Source organism: Flavobacterium sp. AC274, assembly GCF_979258275.1.
Genome location: NZ_OZ409852.1, coordinates 1,810,748 through 1,829,368, shown reverse-complemented (window position 1 = coordinate 1,829,368; position 18,621 = coordinate 1,810,748). Strand labels below are relative to the sequence as shown.

Annotated in this window: 17 protein-coding genes and 2 pseudogenes; 15 read left to right on the top strand and 4 right to left on the bottom strand. The window is 33.1% G+C overall.

Annotation, left to right across the window (positions count from 1 at the left end; translation table 11 throughout):
* The first annotated feature begins 42 nt into the window (after positions 1-42).
* The 5 genes from ACZZZT_RS08555 to meaB all read left to right on the top strand — a co-directional run bounded on the left by ACZZZT_RS08555 (position 43) and on the right by meaB (position 3,648).
* Positions 43-609, top strand: a complete 567-nt coding sequence (locus ACZZZT_RS08555) for a Crp/Fnr family transcriptional regulator (protein ID WP_463460045.1) — start codon at positions 43-45, stop codon at positions 607-609.
* Positions 610-662: 53 nt separating this feature from the next.
* Positions 663-1,127, top strand: coding sequence for a DoxX family protein (locus ACZZZT_RS08550; protein WP_463460044.1), 465 nt, complete (start codon positions 663-665; stop codon positions 1,125-1,127).
* Positions 1,128-1,270: 143 nt separating this feature from the next.
* Positions 1,271-1,615, top strand: coding sequence for an Rrf2 family transcriptional regulator (locus tag ACZZZT_RS08545; RefSeq protein WP_463460043.1), 345 nt, complete (start codon positions 1,271-1,273; stop codon positions 1,613-1,615).
* 117 nt (positions 1,616-1,732) lie between these two features.
* Complete coding sequence (locus ACZZZT_RS08540) at positions 1,733-2,374, top strand: NAD(P)-dependent oxidoreductase (RefSeq protein WP_463460042.1); 642 nt, start codon at positions 1,733-1,735, stop codon at positions 2,372-2,374.
* Between the two features lie 176 nt (positions 2,375-2,550).
* Positions 2,551-3,648 (top strand): methylmalonyl Co-A mutase-associated GTPase MeaB, encoded by a 1,098-nt coding sequence (meaB, locus tag ACZZZT_RS08535; RefSeq protein ID WP_463460041.1) that lies wholly within the window; start codon positions 2,551-2,553, stop codon positions 3,646-3,648.
* Positions 3,649-3,708: 60 nt separating this feature from the next.
* Here the strand turns inward: meaB and ACZZZT_RS08530 are convergent, their stop codons facing one another.
* Positions 3,709-5,646, bottom strand: coding sequence for an LTA synthase family protein (locus tag ACZZZT_RS08530; protein ID WP_463460040.1), 1,938 nt, complete (start codon positions 5,644-5,646; stop codon positions 3,709-3,711).
* A gap of 47 nt (positions 5,647-5,693) precedes the next feature.
* Positions 5,694-5,921: a hypothetical protein gene (locus ACZZZT_RS08525; RefSeq protein ID WP_017495128.1), complete on the bottom strand. Its 228-nt coding sequence runs from the start codon at positions 5,919-5,921 to the stop codon at positions 5,694-5,696.
* 368 nt (positions 5,922-6,289) lie between these two features.
* On the opposite strand from ACZZZT_RS08525, the gene ACZZZT_RS08520 reads away from it, so the two are divergent.
* Positions 6,290-6,808 (top strand): hypothetical protein, encoded by a 519-nt coding sequence (locus ACZZZT_RS08520; RefSeq protein ID WP_042565167.1) that lies wholly within the window; start codon positions 6,290-6,292, stop codon positions 6,806-6,808.
* A gap of 219 nt (positions 6,809-7,027) precedes the next feature.
* Here the strand turns inward: ACZZZT_RS08520 and ACZZZT_RS08515 are convergent.
* Positions 7,028-7,908 (bottom strand): annotated as a pseudogene (locus tag ACZZZT_RS08515) (PPK2 family polyphosphate kinase).
* 135 nt (positions 7,909-8,043) lie between these two features.
* Between ACZZZT_RS08515 and ACZZZT_RS08510 the strand changes: the two are divergent.
* From ACZZZT_RS08510 to ACZZZT_RS08470, 9 genes are all read left to right on the top strand, one after another.
* On the top strand, positions 8,044-8,880 hold the full coding sequence (locus ACZZZT_RS08510) for a DUF6929 family protein (protein WP_463460039.1): 837 nt from the start codon (positions 8,044-8,046) through the stop codon (positions 8,878-8,880).
* An 88-nt stretch (positions 8,881-8,968) separates the two neighbouring features.
* Complete coding sequence (locus tag ACZZZT_RS08505) at positions 8,969-9,601, top strand: hypothetical protein (protein ID WP_463460038.1); 633 nt, start codon at positions 8,969-8,971, stop codon at positions 9,599-9,601.
* Between the two features lie 219 nt (positions 9,602-9,820).
* Positions 9,821-10,321 (top strand): sigma-70 family RNA polymerase sigma factor, encoded by a 501-nt coding sequence (locus ACZZZT_RS08500; protein WP_115846903.1) that lies wholly within the window; start codon positions 9,821-9,823, stop codon positions 10,319-10,321.
* A 2-nt stretch (positions 10,322-10,323) separates the two neighbouring features.
* Positions 10,324-11,289, top strand: a complete 966-nt coding sequence (locus ACZZZT_RS08495) for a hypothetical protein (RefSeq protein ID WP_463460037.1) — start codon at positions 10,324-10,326, stop codon at positions 11,287-11,289.
* An 81-nt stretch (positions 11,290-11,370) separates the two neighbouring features.
* Positions 11,371-13,536 carry a vWA domain-containing protein gene (locus ACZZZT_RS08490; protein WP_463460036.1) on the top strand — a complete coding sequence of 722 codons (2,166 nt, stop codon included), beginning with the start codon at positions 11,371-11,373 and terminating at the stop codon, positions 13,534-13,536.
* A 235-nt stretch (positions 13,537-13,771) separates the two neighbouring features.
* The gene (locus ACZZZT_RS08485) at positions 13,772-14,473 is read left to right on the top strand and encodes an SIMPL domain-containing protein (protein WP_463460035.1); all 702 of its coding nucleotides are present in this window, start codon (positions 13,772-13,774) and stop codon (positions 14,471-14,473) included.
* A 37-nt stretch (positions 14,474-14,510) separates the two neighbouring features.
* Positions 14,511-15,098 (top strand): LURP-one-related/scramblase family protein, encoded by a 588-nt coding sequence (locus ACZZZT_RS08480; protein WP_463460034.1) that lies wholly within the window; start codon positions 14,511-14,513, stop codon positions 15,096-15,098.
* Between the two features lie 115 nt (positions 15,099-15,213).
* The gene (locus tag ACZZZT_RS08475) at positions 15,214-15,930 is read left to right on the top strand and encodes a 3-ketoacyl-ACP reductase (protein ID WP_463460033.1); all 717 of its coding nucleotides are present in this window, start codon (positions 15,214-15,216) and stop codon (positions 15,928-15,930) included.
* A gap of 287 nt (positions 15,931-16,217) precedes the next feature.
* On the top strand, positions 16,218-16,727 hold the full coding sequence (locus ACZZZT_RS08470) for a hypothetical protein (RefSeq protein WP_463462399.1): 510 nt from the start codon (positions 16,218-16,220) through the stop codon (positions 16,725-16,727).
* A 102-nt stretch (positions 16,728-16,829) separates the two neighbouring features.
* On the opposite strand, the pseudogene mtaB reads toward ACZZZT_RS08470, so the two are convergent.
* Positions 16,830-18,152: pseudogene (gene mtaB / locus ACZZZT_RS08465) on the bottom strand (tRNA (N(6)-L-threonylcarbamoyladenosine(37)-C(2))-methylthiotransferase MtaB); the annotation flags it as partial.
* Positions 18,153-18,621 lie beyond the last annotated feature (469 nt).

The window sequence follows — 18,621 nt, the reverse complement described above, 5'->3', positions numbered from 1 at the left end:
CATAAAGTTTTTATTACTTTTAATCTGTAATTTAAAAAATCAATGCAGCGAATACGAGATAATTTTGAGCGAATGGCAAAACTTTCAGATGAGGACTGGAATACTTTTTCGTCAAAGCTAATACGTCAGGAATTTTCAAAGAAAACGCCTATACTTGAAACGGGGCATGTCGAAAATTATCTTTCGTTTATAGAGAAAGGATTAGTTCGGTATTATATTCCGGGTGAAGATAATGATCTCACTTTTACGTTTGTGTTTGATGGAGAATTTGCAAGTGGATATGATTCGTTTATTACAAGACAACCGGTAAATTATACCATTGAAACTCTTGCTGACACCATACTTTGGCGCATATCATATAGTGATCTTCAGGATATTTATGCCAAAACAAAAATTGGTAATACTCTTGGGCGTCTTGCAAGCGAAGGATTATTTCTAAAAAAATCGAAGCGGGAACTTTCGCTCCTTAACGATTCTGCTGAGCAACGGTATCGCAATTTATTTACAGAACAACCACAATTGATTCAAAAAATTCCTCAAAAATACCTTGCTTCTTATATTGGCATTACTCCACAAGCTTTGAGCAGAATAAAAAAACGCATTTATTAACCCAGGTTCATTGTTTTAGGTTTCTTTAGGATGCAACTTTGCATAAAAAAGATATGGAAACCTTAATTATTTTATTCGGAGTTTTTGCAAGTGCGTTACTTATTATAAAATTAACAACTAAAAGATTTGAAATTTCACAGGCTGGCAGAATTGCTATGGCTGCCATGCTTGTATTTACGGCAATTGGTCATTTTGCGTTTGCCAAGGGAATGGCAATGATGATCTCTTTTTTACCTTCGCCTATCACAATTGTATATATTACTGGAATCATAGAACTAGTAGCGGCGGCAGGACTTCTAATACCAAAAACAACATCACTTACAGGCAAACTACTTATAGTATTTTTTATAATGTTGCTTCCTGCAAACATCTATGCTGCATGTCACAATATAAATTTACAAACCGCCGATTATCGCGGCAAAGGCATTTCGTATCTATGGTTTAGAATACCGCTGCAACTTCTTTTTATACTTTGGGTTTATTATTTTTCGATCAGAAATCAATCAAAAATCAAATAGTCAATCAAAGGAATGCACATTGTTTAAACAAATGATATGCACAACTTCCCGTTTCATCTTAGCTTCTATTTAAATTAAATTTTAGTTAAAACTTTTTTTTATTTCATAAAACAACTTACATTTGTAACATATTTTATTACAGTATGCTTTCAGGTAAATTTGCCATAACGATTCACATTCTTACTTTGCTCACTAAATTCCCAAATGATTATTTATCATCGGAGTTTATTGCGGGAAGCATTAATTTGAATCCTGTTTTGGTTAGAAAAGAAATTGCCAACTTAAAATCACACAACGTTGTAGAAAGTAAAGAAGGTAAAAATGGCGGAACAAAATTGTCTGTTGATCCAGGTAAAATCACCTTAAAAGAGATTTTCGAAATGACTTTTGAAACCATTAATTTAGGTTATGCCAAAAATCAGCCCAATCCGGATTGTCCTGTTGGAAAAAAATCAATCAAAATCTATCTGCTTTATATGCAAATATGAATCAAAAAGTTAGTTTACAACTTGAAGGAATTTCTTTGGAAGATTTTTCGAATCAGTTCTAAAACTATTTTTTTGCATAAAACTGTAACATTTTTTATTACTATTAAATTATATATTATGAAAATCGCAATTATTGGAGCAACAGGATTTGTTGGCTCAGCTATTTTAAACGAATTGGCAAACAGAAATCACAACATTACTGCTATTGCAAGAAACCCGAAAGAAACATCAAACGCAACATGGATTGCTACAGACATTTTTAATGTTGAGGCATTGGCAGATGTTTTAAAGGGACATGACGTTATTATAAACGCTTACAATCCAGGTTGGACCAATCCTAATATTTATGATGATTTTCTGGCAGGCTCTAAAGCAATTCAGGAAGCTGCAAAAAAATCTGGTGTAAAACGTTTTATCACGATCGGTGGTGCCGGAAGTTTATTTGTTGCACCAGATTTACAAGCAGTTGATACTCCTGATTTTCCTAAAGAAATCTATCCGGGAGCAAGCGCCGCAAGAGATTATTTGAATATCATTAAAAAAGAAAAAGATTTAGACTGGGCATTTTTTAGTCCGGCTTTTGAAATGCACGCGGGAACTACAACCGGAAGAACAGGAAAATACCGTTTAGGTTTAGAAAATCCGGTTTTTAATGATGAGCAAAGAAGTATTCTTTCTGTAGAAGATTTAGCAGTTGTTATTGCTGACGAAACAGAAACTCCAAAACATCATCAAGTACGTTTTACAGCGGGTTATTAATTTCTTTTAGCCACGAATTCACGAATGATTGCGCATAATTTAAACTGTATTCTATATACTAACAGATTTAAAATAATTCGTGAATTCGTGGCAAAACCTCAACAGTTTCAAAAGCAATTATAGTTTTTTGAAACTGTTTTTGTTTTCTGTACTTTTACAATACCAAAAAAAGTATTTTGTCAAGTCCAAATAAACAATCGAGCAGTTTACAAGAAAAAGCCGGAATTTCGCCCCCAGAAATTACCAGTATTTCTGCTATAAATCAAATTCAGAAAAACAGGAAAAAGCAACCTTCTTCAGATGAATTGATTAATGGAATTCTTAACGGAAACAGAACTTCTTTAAGCCGTGCCATAACTTTAGTAGAAAGTACCAATCCCGAACATGCTGAAAAAGCAAATGAAGTTATTAAAGGATGTTTGCCATATGCCAATAAATCGATCAGAATAGGAATTACAGGTGTTCCAGGCGTTGGAAAAAGTACTTTTATCGAAGCTTTTGGAACTTTCCTGACACAGCTTGGTAAAAAAGTTGCTGTTTTGGCCGTTGATCCAAGCAGTTCGCTTTCGCACGGAAGTATTCTGGGTGATAAAACCCGAATGGAAGAACTCGTGAAAGATGAAAATGCTTTTATCAGACCAAGTGCTTCCGGAGATACTTTGGGCGGCGTAGCCAGAAAAACCCGTGAATCAATTATTTTATGCGAAGCTGCAGGTTTTGATACGATCATTATAGAAACCGTTGGTGTTGGGCAAAGTGAAACTGCTGTACACAGTATGGTAGACTTTTTTCTATTATTAAAGATTTCAGGTGCCGGAGATGAACTTCAGGGTATTAAACGCGGTATTATGGAAATGGCAGATGCTATCGTCATTAACAAAGCTGACGGCGATAATATCAAAAAAGCGAATCAGGCGAAACTGGAATTCAACAGGGCTTTGCATTTATTTCCTCCAAAAAAATCAAACTGGCAGCCGAAAGTTACCACTTGCAGTGCAATTACAAAAGAAGGTATATCAGAGATTTGGAACACAATTTCTGCTTATTTTGAAATGACAAATAAAACAGGCTTTTTTCAGGAAAAACGAAAAGAGCAGAATCATTTCTGGATGATGGAAACCATAAACGAACAATTGAAACAGAATTTCTACAATCAGCCAGAAATCATTTCACAATTAGAACAAAACAAAAAAGCAGTGCAAAACGATGAAATTTCACCTTTTGCAGCTGCTCAGAGTTTATTAAAATTGTATTTTAATAAAGACACAAAGTAGCAAAGGTTCAAAGGGACAGAGTAAAAACCTTTGTCGCTTTGAACCTTTGTTCCTTTGTACCTATTTAGTTCCTCTCAACTTATACTTATTCTCCTTATATAAATTACCTGCTGTAATAACATGCGCCAAAGCATCTTTTGCTAATTCTTCATTTAATTTTACAGGAATTAAGGTTGTATCATTTTTGATTTCGAATTGCAGAGGTTTCAAATTTGGCTGCATAATTACAACCTGATTTTCAACTCTAAATGCGTTGATATCATTAAACTGCATAATCGATCTTCCTTGTGTTTTTGGATCCAGTTGATTTAGGTTTCTTCCCACCATTGGCGTTTCAAAAGGAATTCCTAAATAACCCAATAATGTTGGTGGAATATCAATTTGACTTGCCAGTTTGCTGTACGAAACTCCTTTTGCAACTCCTGGCCCCATAATTAAAGCCGGAATATGGAATTTGTTTATTGGTACTAAATTTTTACCGTAGGTTCTTGTATTATGATCTGCAATTACGATGAAAATCGTGTTTTTGAAATAAGCTTCTTTCTTTGCCATTTCGAAGAATTTACCAATCGAAAAATCGGCGTATTTCATTGCATTATTTACTGTCGCAGCCGTTTTGTCATACGTTTTAATTCTTCCTGCCGGATATTCAAAAGGTTCGTGATTTGAAGTCGAAAACATTAAAGAAAAGAAAGGCTTATTCCCTTTTGCTTTAAAATAATTATTTGCTTTTGTTACCAAATCTTCATCAGAATAACCCCAGGTTCCTTTAAACGCATATTTATTTCCGTCTGATTCAAAATCTGTTTGATCTACGATATCTTCAAAGCCATTTCCGTTAAAAAACGAAGCCATATTATCAAAATTTGCCATTCCACCATAAATAAAACTAGTGTCATAACCTTTTTGTTTTAAAGCATCTGCAAGCGTGAAAAATCCTTGTTGAGAGTTCCCTAACTTCACAACACTTTCAGACGGTGACGGCAAAAATCCGGTTACAACCGCTTCAATTCCGCGTACGCTTCGGGTTCCTGTGCAATATAAGTTAGTAAACAACAAACCTTCTTTGGATAATTTATCAAATTCCGGTGTTAATGGTTTTCCGCCTAAAATTCCAACATATTCAGCTCCTAAACTTTCTTGTAAAAAGATTACTAAGTTATATGGTTTCTTCATCAGAGAATCCGGCTGCTGCACATGTAAAAACGGAATATCAGCATCATTAAAATCACCTTTTCCAGCTATCATGTATTTTTTTACACGAGCGATTGCTTCGGCTTCGTCCATTTTACCATACATTTTTGTGTTTCCTTCGTTTTTAATCGAATAGGCAGCAAAAGCAACAGTATAAAATGAATTCAATCCCAAACAATTTGTCAATTGATCTGTAGAAAAAACAGCATTACTGGCGTTAATTGGACGTTTTGAAACCAAACTTGAACGTGCTCCAAAGAACAATAAAAAAGCCACTAATGGAAAAATCATCAGTTTGAATTTATATTCAGCACTTGTAGAATGAAAAAGCTGTTTTCCTTTTTTGAAAGCAAAATAAATCACAACTCCCAAAATCAGGAAAGTCACAATAATCGAAGTCAGGTAGCTTTTTAAAAGCATTCCAACTACTTCTTTAGGATAAATCAGATAATCTAAGAAAATTTTATTCGGACGTGTATCGTATTGTTTTACAAAATCCGGCGACGCCAATTCTACAAACAAAATCAGAAACAGGAATAAAAAACTATAAATTACCAAAAAAGTATTCGTAAACTTAAGCCATTTATTAGGCAAAAATGTAATTAGTACAGCGGGAAGAAAAGACAAATAACAAAGTAAAATCAAATCCATTCGAAGACCGATTGGAAAAATATACCAGAAATTAGGCGTTTCGACAACTCTATCTTTAAAAAGAAAAAATAAAAAGATTCTACTTAAAGTGGTAATTAGCAATCCGATTGCTATAAAATTAAAAACAGGTTTTAAAAAACGTAAATTTTTCATCAAAAAGATTTAAATGTTTTGGGCTCAGGCCGATACTTACAGATTCTCTATTCTTCGTAACGGTTTATTTCTCTATCGTAAAACTCATTAGCCAAAACAATTAGTCCTTCCATTTCAGCATTCAATTCAGCTTCATCAAGATCTTCGGCTTCTTCCATAAATTCAACCTCATCATCTTTTAAATTGATTATAAACCTTGGGTAATCAAGGTGAATGATGAAAATATCATCCGGGAAATCAGTATTATCTCCAAGTAAAAATTTAGGTAATTCCATTTTTATTTAATTTATTTTTTTGTTTATATTTTTTTGTCACAGATCAAACAGATTAAAGTGTTTCAAAAATAATCTGTGAGAATCTGTTACTTATATTTTAATCTCCAAATTTAGTTATTTGAAGATGAATTATGGATTAATTTTTTGGTTACGTAATGAAAGCGAATATACACAAATATTGCTGCTGTCGTTAATCCCGGCAAAGATAATCAGAAGCTTTGAATTCTTAGGTATTATTAAAATTATAAGCAAATATTAAGCATTTAATAGCTCAATACGAGATTATATAAAAAATTCAAAAAATTATATAACAAACACCAAATGCCTTGCGTTTAATTTTACACTATTAATAATTAAAAAATATTGTCATGAGAAAATTACAATTTATATGCCTTGCTGCTTTTGCTTTTTTATACACCAACACAACATTCGCTCAAGACAGTGAAGTAAAAAATTACGATCAGGGATTTAGATTAGGTTTTGGGGTAAACGGTGGTTTGCCAACTGATAATGCTTACGATTGGTCTCTTGGTGGTGACGTTCGTTTACAATATGATTTATCAAGAAGAACTTCACTTACATTAACTACTGGTTTCACCAATTTATTTATGGGAAAAGATGAAAATGGAGTTGATGTAAATGATCTTGGATTTATTCCGGCAAAAGCTGGTTTTAAAGCTTTTGTATGGGAAGATCAATTTTATGTTCTTGGTGAAGTTGGTGCCGGTTTTGCCGTAACAAATGGTTATGACGATACTACTTTTTTATGGGCACCCGGAATTGGATATGCTAACAAATACATTGATATCAGTGTACGTTACGAAGATTACAATAAATTCAAAACAAATCAGGTAGCGCTTCGTTTAGCGTATGGATTTGATTTGTAAAAAATACTTTCATTTTTATTCTTTTGTTTTTGGTAATAATCCCGGCAGATCCTCACAATCTGCCGGGATTATAATTTTATGGAATAGCAAATCGCTCTTAAAATAAAACCCGACAGGTTTCTGAAACCTGTCGGGTTTTATTTTAAAAATTTAGAAAGGGTTTCGACTAGTTCAGCCAGACAAGAATTATCTAATTATCTCAATTGACAAATTATCTAATTATTTATTCCCCGATAATTCCTTCTTATACATTTCAAAGTTGGCTTTTATTTTGTCGTCTAATTCCGGTTCTTTAATATCCGTGTATTTTTTCATTTCTTCCCAGATAATTTTGGCCACAATATAGCGGGCCATTTCTTTATCATCGGCAGGAACTACAAACCAAGGCGCGTGCTCTGTCGAAGTTCTGTTTATAGCTTCCTCATAATATTGTTGGTATTCGTCCCAATGCTCGCGTTCTTTCAGGTCGCCTGGAGAAAACTTCCAATTGTGCTTTCCTTCTTCCAAACGGCGTAACAATCGTTCTCTCTGCTCTTCTTTGCTCAAATGCAGAAAAAATTTCATGACAATCGTTCCGTTTTCGGCAATATGACTTTCGAAATTATTGATTTGTTCAATTCTTTTTTCCAAAATTTAGGCGTAATATCATCCACAGAATTTATTCCCGGTAAATTCTCTGCCAAAATATATTCCGGATGCACGCGCGTAACCAAAACATTCTCATAATGCGTGCGGTTAAAAATCGCAAATTTTCCTTTTTCGGGCAAAGCGATATAATGGCGCCATAAATAATCGTGCTCCAACTCAGTCGAATTGGGCGTTTTAAAACTATGCACCACTACTCCACGCGGATTAAATTCTTTAAAAACTTCCCGAATCAAACTATCTTTTCCGGATGTATCCATTCCCTGCAAACAAATTAAAACGCTGTATTTATTATGCGAATACATTACGTCCTGCAAATCGCTTAATTTGTCTCTCACTTTGTCCATTTTTTCTTCTTTCTCTTCATCATCAGCTTCTATATCTAACAAGGTTGGAATCTTGGATAATTTTATTTTATCTGTAACTTTAAAATCATTCGGATCTATAGATTTCATATGTTTTTATTTTTTGTATTATAAATATACTAATTTTACGAATTCCGATAGCTATCGGAACTGCTATTCATTGCAATAGTTTTTCCCGGAGTTTCAGGACTATTAAGGCTACATTTAGTTTTCAAAACAACATTCATGGAAAAATTCACTTTAGAAATATTATTTCAAATTATCGGAATCGGTTCGGCATCAGGATTATTTTTTAATAATGATTCATTGTATATCATTGGCGATAACAGCGGATTTTTATACGAATACAATATGCAGAATCAGCAATTAAGCCATCATCCATTAATTGATAATCCGTCGCAAAATATTCCGAAAAACATAAAACCAGATTTTGAATCTGTTACGCATCATAATGATACGCTTTATGTTTTTGGTTCCGGTTCAACCGAAAACAGAAACAAAATGATTGCTTTTGATTTGAAAACCAAAACAATTTTACAAAAAAACAATCTAGTCGATTTATATGCTGTAATGCAAAATTTCGGCGCTATAAAACCGGAAGATTTTAATTTGGAAGGCGCTATTTTTGATGGTGAAAACTGGTATTTATTCAATCGGGGCAACGGAATTTCAAATAAAAACACCATTTTTACGATTCACGCTAAAAGTCTGGGTGAAGAATTTGCTTTGGTGGCAACCAATTATAAACTGCCAAAAATAAAAGGCGTTCGCTCTAGTTTTACCGATGCTATTTTGGTCGAAGACAAAATTTATTTTCTCTCAACTGCCGAAGACACAAAATCAACTTACGACGACGGCGATATTCTCGGAAGCTTCATTGGAAGAATAGATCTTAAAACCATGAAAATCGATTTTACTCAAAAAATAACGTCCACAAATAAATTTGAAGGCTTGACTTTATATAAAAAATCAAATGATAAAATCGAGTTTTTATTGTGCGAGGATAATGATACGGAACTTTTAGAAACTAAGATTTTTAAGTTGAGCCTGCCAATTAAGTAATTCACCATATTTCGATTACCATATTAACGTAGAGACGCACTGCACTGCACCTCTACAATAAAATTTTTCATGAAATCAAAACTCACTAATGAAAAAACTTTATAAAATCCTATTTATTCTACTTGTAATCTGCCTTAAAACCTACTCTCAAACACAAGAAGCGATAATTTATTTTAAAGACGGAGATTCTATTGAAGGTTTTGCTTCTTTAAAATTTAATAAAATAAAATTTAAAGTGGCTCAGGAGGATAAACCAGATACTTGGGATGATGAATTCGTTAAAAAAATTACATTCCTCGATTTTGGTGATGCCAGAACTTTTGAATACGTAAAATTAAATTCATTAGACAAACCAAAACTGGTAGAAATTATTACTAAAGGAGAAGCAACTTTATATAAAAAACTAGGTTCCGATTATAATCTTCTTGATCAGATTTATAATCCTCATGACGGATATCCCACAATTACTAGTACAAACCTCAATCCTGCTGGGATAAACTATGCTCCTCAACAAGTTTCAGAATACTATTATGTAAAAAAAACAAAAGACAAATACCCAACTTGTTTAAACTGCGGTGTTATAAACGCGTGGAGAAAAAACACTTCCAAATTTTTCGCTGACTGTGATTTCATCGTTAAAAAATTAAAAGTCGATAAATGGGTTTTTGAAGACATTGAAGAAATTGTGGAATTTTATAATGATATTTGTTTAGGAGAATAAATTTTTTATTTAATTAGAAAATTCCGGATTCACTGACGTTAGATGCACTGCAGTGCGTCTCTACAATAAAAACCTCTGAACCTTTGTACCTTTACAACTTTGAACCTTTAAAAAAAAACTTTTTTTTAACCTCGTCCCAACCTTTTTATCTTTTTATCTCTCTATATAAGAAAGACACCAATTGTGATAAACGAAAATCAAATATCCGGCTGCAAAAAAATGAACCGCGACGCACAGCGTCAGGTTTATGAGCATATGGCTCCAAAACTGTATCGCGTTTGCAAACGATACTTAAAGAAGGAAGAAGAAATTGAAGAAGCCATGGCTGATGCTTTCTATACCATCTTTACAAAAATAGAACAGCTAAAAGAAGATAAAGCTTTTGAGGCATGGGCAAGAAAAATAGCGGTTAACCATTGTTTGGCAACGATCAAGAAAAATACAAACTTTAATATGTATTTGGATGATGTCAAACTGCTTTCGCAACCTTTTACTGACGAGATCAATTCGCTCGAAGAAGAAGATTTGCTCAATTTATTGAATCATATTCCGGATGGCTGTAAAACTGTTTTCAACCTTTTTGTTATAGAAGGTTACGGACACAAGGAAATAGCCAGCATGCTCAACATTTCTGAAGGAACATCAAAATCACAATTGAACGCTTCTAAAACCAAGTTGAAGGAATTAGTAAACAAATTGTATTACCAAAAAGCAAAGTAGTCATGGACAATCAAGATAAAATATTCGATAAATTTAAAGAGGCAGCGCAAAATTCTGAGCTGAAAGATTTTCCGGGAATGGAAAAAGTCTGGTCGCGCGTTGAAGAGAAACTCGACAAAAAAGAAGATAAAAAAACAATCGCGTTATGGAAAAAAATTGCCATTGCAGCGTCTCTTTTATTATTAATTTCTTTAGGATCGCAGTTTTTCCTATCAGATAAAACAAAAGAGATTCAAAATAATCAAGTTGTCGTTACTGATTCTGTTGAAACGAAAACTCAGAATGCTGTTGTAGAAAAAGATGGTGTTGCTGTTGAAAATTCTGAAATAGTTCCGAAAGAAGATGCTGTTAAAATTCTGGACAAACAAATTCAACAACAGCAAAAAGTAGCGGTAAACGAAATACAACGTTCTTTTAGCGAAGGAACTGCAGATGCAGTATCGGCAGCACCAGTTCTTAATGAGGTCGTTGTGGCAGCTCCGGTTCAATCTGCACCAAAATACGCAGAAGAAGAAGTTGCTGTCGAACAAGATAAAAATGAAAGTTTCGGTTATTCAAAAGCAGTACAAAAAGAATCTGCCCGAGTAGCTTTCGCTGAAAAGCAATCTTCTGTAAAAGCTAAAAAAAGTGCTCCGCTTGTGGTTATAAACGGAAATGCGATGGCCAATAGCGATGACGCCAAAAAAGACAAAATGATGTCGGCCGAACTTTCAAATCTTGAACCTTCAAATGTAGATTCATTAGTAATTCTGGACGAACCTTTATATATTATTGACGGAATTTATTATTCTGAAAATGATTTATATGGTCCAAATCCAACAAGTCCGTATGCGCCTTTAGACAAACAGGAAATTAAAACCATTACAATACTTCAGGATCTGGAAGCCACATCAAAATATGGCGAAAAAGGAAAAAAAGGAGTTGTAATCATCACCACGAAAACAGGAAAACCGATCAACAAAAAATAATTCTTACTTCAAAAAATCTTTGCCAGAGGTTGAGGCTTTGGCAAAGATAAATTCCGAACATTAATTTAAAAAATCACTATCATGAAAAGTCTAAAACTTATTTCATCAGCCATTACTATGCTTATATGTTTCGTAACATTCGCGCAGGAAAAAACGATTACGGGAATAGTAACCGATAATGTTAATGTACCACTTCCAGGAGTTACAGTAACCGTTAAAAAAACTACAAAAACAGCACTAACAGATTTTGATGGAAAATATTTTATTCAGGCACAAACCGGAGATGTTTTGGTTTTTAGCTATATCGGAATGAAAACCCAAAATATCTCAGTTAAAAAATCAAATGTCATCAATGTAAAAATGGCAGATGACAGTAATCATCTAGAAGAAGTTGTGGTTGTAGGTTATGGAACTGCTTCAGAATATGAAGATAATAGTTATCGATCTGAGAAAAGAAAGATGGCGACGAAATCAGTCAGCCAATCTGTTCAGGGAAGAACTTTAATTGCGCCAAGTGTACAAAATAGTTCGCAATATATTTCCGGATCGACTATTGCAATTCGTGGTACTCAATCTATTTCATCTAAAAATGAACCAATGTATATTGTAGACGGAGTTGCCATAAAAGCGGACCAAATGGCACAAATAAACCCGAACGATATTCAGGATGTAAAAGTTTTAAAAGATACTAACTCAACTGCTATTTATGGAACTAAAGGTGCAAACGGCGTTGTAGTTATTGCTACTAAAAATGAAATGTATAAAAATCTTTCTGAAAAAGAGGTTAACGACAAATTAAAACCTGTCAATACAATTCAACCAACTGAACCAAATAACGAAGATTATGACGCTTTTGTAGAAAATGCTTTTGAAAGCCCGAAAACAGCTCCGCTTTCTACTTTTTCGATTGATGTTGACAATGCTTCTTACACGAATGTGAGACGTTTTATTAATAACGGACAAGAAGTTCCTAAAGATGCTGTTCGTGTGGAGGAAATGGTCAACTTCTTTAAATACACTTATCCGCAACCGCAAGATCAAAATCCTTTTTCTATTAATACAGAAATAAGCGAATCTCCGTGGAATGCTAAAAACAGAGTTTTGAAAATTGGTTTACAGGGAAAAAACATTCCAACAAACGATTTACCGGCATCCAATCTTGTTTTTCTAATTGATGTTTCGGGTTCAATGAGTGATCCTAATAAATTGCCTTTGCTGAAACAATCTTTAAAAATATTGGTAAACGAGTTGCGTAATAAGGACAAAGTTGCGATTGTAGTTTATGCGGGCGCTGCTGGATTGGTTTTAGCTCCGACATCTGGAGATGAGAAAAAAACAATTGTTGATGCGCTCGAAAACTTAAATGCCGGAGGAAGTACTGCCGGAGGAGCCGGAATTGAACTGGCATATAAAATTGCTGCTGAAAATTTCATTAAAAATGGAAATAACAGAGTGATTCTGGCAACGGATGGTGATTTTAATGTAGGCAGTACTTCTAACTCCGACATGGAAAAACTGATTGAAGAGAAAAGAAAATCAGGCGTTTTCCTTACTTGTTTGGGTTACGGAATGGGCAATTACAAAGACAGTAAAATGGAAACGCTGGCTGATAAAGGAAATGGAAATTATGCGTATATCGATAACATTCAGGAAGCAAATCGTTTTTTAGGAAAAGAGTTTAAAGGTTCAATGTTTGCGATTGCAAAAGATGTAAAAATTCAAATAGAATTTAACCCAAAACAAGTTCAGGCGTATCGCTTAATTGGATACGAAAACAGAAAATTACGTCCCGAAGATTTTAAAAATGATGCGATCGATGCAGGCGAATTAGGAAGCAATCATACCGTTACGGCTTTGTATGAAATTATTCCGGCCGGAGTTACGAGCGACTACCTAAACCAACAGCCTGATGCTTTAAAATATACTACAGTTCCCGAAAGCACGAATAACTATGCTGGTGAATTGGCTACGGTAAAATTCCGTTACAAAAAACCAGATGGCGATAAAAGCATAGAAATGGTAAAAGTGATCGAAAATAAATCGGTTTCTTTAGAAAAATCAAGTGATGATTTTAAATTCAGTACGGCGGTTGCGTGGTTTGGACTAAAATTGAGAGATTCAAAACTAATTACAAATAAATCATCCGAAGATATTTTAAAATTAGCCAAACAAGGAACAACAAACGATTCTGAAGGCTATAAAGCAGAATTTATCCGACTTATTGAAAGCGCAAAACAGGTTTATTAAATCAATATCTTATTACATATTAGTCACTATTTAAACTGTTGAGATAAAATATTTTAACACATAGAAACATAGATTTTTGCAAACCTAAAAAGGCGTTTCACTTGCATTAACACACAGAGCTATTTTTGAGAAACTAGTTTCTTTTATATTCTTTTCAAAAATAGAGACCTATGTTTCTATGTGTTTAATTAAACTTTACAACTTACACTCATTTAATTATTTAATTTTTATACAAATGAAAAATCTACTTTTTGCACTATTAATATTCATCACCATAAATGCTTTTTCTCAAACTAAAAGTATTTATGAAAAACCTTTTATTGAAGTTTCCGGTCAGGCTGATACATTAGTTTTACCGAATAAAATCTGGATTAATGTTTTATTAACCGAAAAAGATTCAAAAGGAAAAAAATCTGTAGAAGATCTTGAAAAAGAAATGATCCAGAAATTAAAGGAAATTGGAATCAACACAGATAAAAACGTGAGTGTGAGCGATATGTCGAGCAATTTTAAATTTTATCTTTTAAAACAAAATGACGTTTTCAAAAGTAAATCCTATTCTGTTTTAGTTGGCGATGCTAAAACGGCTTCAAAGGTTTTTCTGGGATTAGAAAAAATTGGCATCTCGAATGTTCAAATTGAGAAAATTGAAAACGACCAGCAAAAAAATATTCGTCTTTTGATAAACGAAAAAGCCATTCTCCGTGCCAAACAAATTGCTGAAAGTTTAACGAAACCTTTAAGCCAAAAAGTTGGAAATGCCATTCAAATCAATAACTTTGAAGATATTTCAAATCAATTAATGGGCAACGTCGCCGGAATAGCAATTAGAACAGGAGGAAGCTATTATTCTGAAGAATCAATTAATCAACCTAACATTGAATTTGAAAAAATAAAAATTGTAAGCAATGTGCAAGTGCGCTTTCTCTTAGAATAAATTAAAATATTTATAAATCAATTTCAAACAAAACTTAATGAACCCAATCTTAAATCAAAATCTATTTCTTGTAAAAGAACACGTTGGAATGTTCAAGGCCGCAAACAATTATGACATTTATGATACTGAAAGCAATCAGATTATCATGAATTGCCGTGAAAATAATCTTGGTTTTTTTACCAAAGTTTTCCGTTTCACCGATTATAAAAGAATGACACCTTTTGATATTGAAATTACAACAGCTTCCGGAGAAAAATTAATTTCGGTAAAACGCGGAATCGCCTGGTTTCGTTCTACTGTTGAAGTTTTGGACGAAAAAGATCGTTTGGTGGGAACTTTTAAACAGAAATTCTTTTCATTTGGAGGGAAATTTGAAATTTTGGATAAAAACGAAAAACCGGTTGCAACGCTTCAGGGAAAATGGACAGGTTGGGATTTTAAATTTTCGCACGAAAACAAACAGCTTGCTCAGGTTAGCAAAAAATGGGCAGGAATGGGAAGAGAGCTTTTTACAAGTGCTGATAATTACGTACTTCAAATAGAAGAAACTGTAGCACCTGAGAGTCCGTTAAGACAATTAATTCTTGCAGCTGTAATGTGCATTGATATGGTTTTAAAAGAATAAAAACAGTTTGTTAAACTTAGTTTAAGAAAACTTCTAAAAGCATCATTTTAGTTATCAAAAGCTTTATTTTTGTATGACTTAAAATGATGCTTTTTGCATTTCTAACATATAAATCATGACGGACTTAAAAAATAAAAATGCACTAATTACTGGAGCAGGAAAAGGAATTGGAAAAGCAATCGCGATTGCATTAGCCAAAGAAGGCGTAAATGTAATTTTAGTCTCAAGAACACAAACAGACGTTGATCAGCTTGCGATTGAAACTTCAAATTTGGGTGTAAAATCATTAGCTCTTTCTGCAGATGTTTCAGACATTAACTCTATAAACAAAGCTGTTGAAAAAACTTTGGCAGAATTTAAGACCATCGATATTCTAATCAATAATGCGGGAATTGCTTCTTTTGGGAAATTCCTGGAATTAGAACCGGATGCGTGGGAAAAAATTATTCAGGTAAATTTAATGGGGACATATTACACAACTCGTGCCGTTATCCCCAATATGATTGAAAGACAAACGGGAGATATTATTAATATTTCATCTACTGCGGGATTAAACGGAAATGCGTTAACAAGTGCTTACAGTGCTTCAAAATTTGCTCTTTTAGGATTAACAGATTCTTTAATGCAGGAAATGAGAAAACACAATATTCGCGTTACTGCCTTAACGCCAAGTACAGTTGCGACTGATATGGCAAAAGATTTGAACCTGACAGATGGTAATCCTGAAAAGGTTATGCAATCTGAAGATATTGCTGAATTAATTATTGCACAACTGAAATTAAACAGCAGGGTTTTTATAAAAAATAGCAGTATTTGGTCGACAAACCCATAAGGTGAATTAAATTCCAATATTTTTAAATTCCAAATTCCAATTGCTTGTGGAAATTTTAATTGAATTACGGGAATTGGAATTTGGAATTTAATTATTTATTGGAATTTCATAAAAACTATCGTACCTTAATCTTTGTCAAAGTTTGAAACTTTGACAAAGATCTAAAAGCCTTAAAAACATAAATTCTAAAAAACAAATTCCAAATTCCAATTATTTGTTGAAATTGGAATCGAGCAGCGAGAATTGGAATTTGAGTTTTAAAAAATTGGAATTTTAAAAAAATTATGATGGAACAATATTTAAGACAATTAATTGCAATAGAATTTAGCGACAAAAAAGAGCTTTTTACGGGCTTTCTTATTGACTATTCTGATGACTGGATTTTATTAAGAAACAATCCGGTAGATTTTATTTTGGATGGATTTGTGATTTTAAAAAACAAGAATATCGAAGCTGTTCACAGAGATGAAGATCTGGAATTTACCGAAAAAGTAATTCGCCTGAAAGGTTTAAAAACAAATGCCGAAGATATTATTCCGATAAGGGATTTGGCGTCGATTGTAAATTTCATAAACAATAAATATGGCATTTTACAGATCTCCAAAAAATCAGCAAAATCAGCTTATTTGGGTAAATTGATCGAATTGAACGAGGAAGAACTTACAATTGATTTTTTAGACACAAAAGGTCAGTTTGGTGGTGAATTAAGTTTTAACCCCGAAAAAATCAGAGTAATTGAATTTGACACAGATTATATTAATTCATTGAAATTAATGCTTCAGCAAGAAAAGAAATAGAATAATTTTATAGAAAATGAAAAAGCCCTTTTTAAATAAAAAAGGGCTTTTGTGTTTTTTACCATCGCTTCGTTCCTTACAATAACTCACTTATGTATATTGCTACGCTTCTGCTAATTTGTTTAAAAATTCTAATCGAACACTTCCGTCTTCGTCAATTTTTGTTAAATTGATTTCTTGCAATGTATTAATCAATTCAGGGTTCCATGGTGTTTTTACTTTTACGTAGTTTTCGGTAAAACCGTGTATATATCCTTCTTTATTTTCACTTTCGAACAAAACGGTTCGGTTTGTCCCTAACTGACTTTCGTAAAAAGCGCGACGTTTTTTTACTGATAATCCTCGCAACATTTTACTGCGTTTTGCTCTAACATTTGCAGGAACACTTCCAGGCATATTGGCAGCTTCAGTATTATCTCTTTCAGAATACGTAAATACATGTAAATACGAGATATCCATTTCATTCAGGAAATGATATGTCTCTAAAAAGTGCTCGTCAGTTTCTCCGGGAAAGCCAACAATTACATCAACTCCAATACAAGCGTGCGGCATCACTTCACGAATTTTATTCACGCGTTCTGTATATACTTCACGTAAGTAACGGCGTTTCATCAATTTTAAAATATCATTGCTTCCGGATTGCAGCGGAATATGAAAATGCGGTACAAAAGTTCTGCTTTTAGAAACAAATTCTATCGTTTCGTTTTTCAGTAAATTAGGTTCGATGGACGAAATTCTCAAACGTTCGATTCCTTCTACTTTATCCAAAGCCTGAACTAAATCAAGAAAAGTATGTTCGTGTTTTTTATTTCCGAACTCTCCTTTTCCGTAATCTCCAATATTTACTCCGGTCAAAACAATTTCTTTGATGTTTTGCTTCGAAATTTCTTTGGCATTTTCTAAAACATTTTCTAAAGCATCACTTCTCGAAATCCCTCTTGCTAACGGAATTGTACAATATGTACATTTATAATCGCAGCCATCCTGAACTTTCAGGAAAGCGCGCGTACGATCGCCAATAGAATAACTTCCTACATAAAAATCGGCTTCAGCAATTTCGCATGAGTGCACTTCACCCATATCGTTTTTGCTTAAATCGTGAATATAATCGGTAATTTTAAATTTCTCGGTAGCACCCAAAACCAAATCAACACCATCAACAGCGGCTAATTCTTCCGGTTTTAATTGTGCATAACAACCCACGGCGGCAACAAAAGCCTTTTCGTTTAGTTTCATCGCCTTTTTTACAACCTGCTTAAATTGTTTATCTGCATTTTCAGTTACAGAACAGGTATTGATCACATAAATGTCGGCTACTTCTTCAAAATCAACACGATCAAACCCTTCATCATTAAAGTTTCTGGCAATTGTAGAAGTTTCTGAGAAATTCAATTTGCATCCAAGCGTATAAAAAGCAACTTTTTTCTATTTTCCATAGGAATACACTACGTTTTAAGTAGTAAGATATTATATTTACATCTCAATTTAGAGAGTTTGCAAATTTACATACAATATTCTTTAAAATAAAATCAATAATATACTATATATCAATATTTTGCAGTAAACATCTATTAAAACAGGACTAAAAAAACATTAAACTGTATTCGTAGAATCAAAAAATAAGTTTTATTTGTAAAGAGAAAAAATAATTCAATAAGAATAAAATGACAAAACATCGATTAAAAGCAAATTTTGTCGGTTAAGTACATTTTTTTACAGTTAAATTAAATTTTTCTTACATTTAGCTTTAAAAAAATCATCGTTTGAAGTTATGCTATTATTAGATAAAAATTTTAACATAAAATAATTTAATAAACCGTAGATTTAACCATAACAATTTTGAAATTTAGTCGTTATATTGTTGTTTTGTTATAAATAAAAATGGGTAAGCCGA

Excerpts from the sequence above, each read along its gene's own strand:
- ACZZZT_RS08495 (WP_463460037.1), top strand. The coding sequence starts at position 10,324 with ATGGACAATCAAGATAAAATATTCGATAAATTTAAAGAGGCAGCGCAA.
- ACZZZT_RS08505 (WP_463460038.1), top strand. The coding sequence starts at position 8,969 with ATGAAAAAACTTTATAAAATCCTATTTATTCTACTTGTAATCTGCCTT.
- ACZZZT_RS08500 (WP_115846903.1), top strand. The coding sequence starts at position 9,821 with ATGAACCGCGACGCACAGCGTCAGGTTTATGAGCATATGGCTCCAAAA.
- ACZZZT_RS08490 (WP_463460036.1), top strand. The coding sequence starts at position 11,371 with ATGAAAAGTCTAAAACTTATTTCATCAGCCATTACTATGCTTATATGT.
- ACZZZT_RS08510 (WP_463460039.1), top strand. The coding sequence starts at position 8,044 with ATGGAAAAATTCACTTTAGAAATATTATTTCAAATTATCGGAATCGGT.
- ACZZZT_RS08470 (WP_463462399.1), top strand. The coding sequence starts at position 16,218 with ATGGAACAATATTTAAGACAATTAATTGCAATAGAATTTAGCGACAAA.
- ACZZZT_RS08555 (WP_463460045.1), top strand. The coding sequence starts at position 43 with ATGCAGCGAATACGAGATAATTTTGAGCGAATGGCAAAACTTTCAGAT.
- ACZZZT_RS08545 (WP_463460043.1), top strand. The coding sequence starts at position 1,271 with ATGCTTTCAGGTAAATTTGCCATAACGATTCACATTCTTACTTTGCTC.
- ACZZZT_RS08525 (WP_017495128.1), bottom strand. The coding sequence starts at position 5,921 with ATGGAATTACCTAAATTTTTACTTGGAGATAATACTGATTTCCCGGAT.
- ACZZZT_RS08480 (WP_463460034.1), top strand. The coding sequence starts at position 14,511 with ATGAACCCAATCTTAAATCAAAATCTATTTCTTGTAAAAGAACACGTT.
- ACZZZT_RS08475 (WP_463460033.1), top strand. The coding sequence starts at position 15,214 with ATGACGGACTTAAAAAATAAAAATGCACTAATTACTGGAGCAGGAAAA.
- ACZZZT_RS08540 (WP_463460042.1), top strand. The coding sequence starts at position 1,733 with ATGAAAATCGCAATTATTGGAGCAACAGGATTTGTTGGCTCAGCTATT.
- ACZZZT_RS08520 (WP_042565167.1), top strand. The coding sequence starts at position 6,290 with ATGAGAAAATTACAATTTATATGCCTTGCTGCTTTTGCTTTTTTATAC.
- ACZZZT_RS08550 (WP_463460044.1), top strand. The coding sequence starts at position 663 with ATGGAAACCTTAATTATTTTATTCGGAGTTTTTGCAAGTGCGTTACTT.
- ACZZZT_RS08530 (WP_463460040.1), bottom strand. The coding sequence starts at position 5,646 with ATGAAAAATTTACGTTTTTTAAAACCTGTTTTTAATTTTATAGCAATC.
- ACZZZT_RS08485 (WP_463460035.1), top strand. The coding sequence starts at position 13,772 with ATGAAAAATCTACTTTTTGCACTATTAATATTCATCACCATAAATGCT.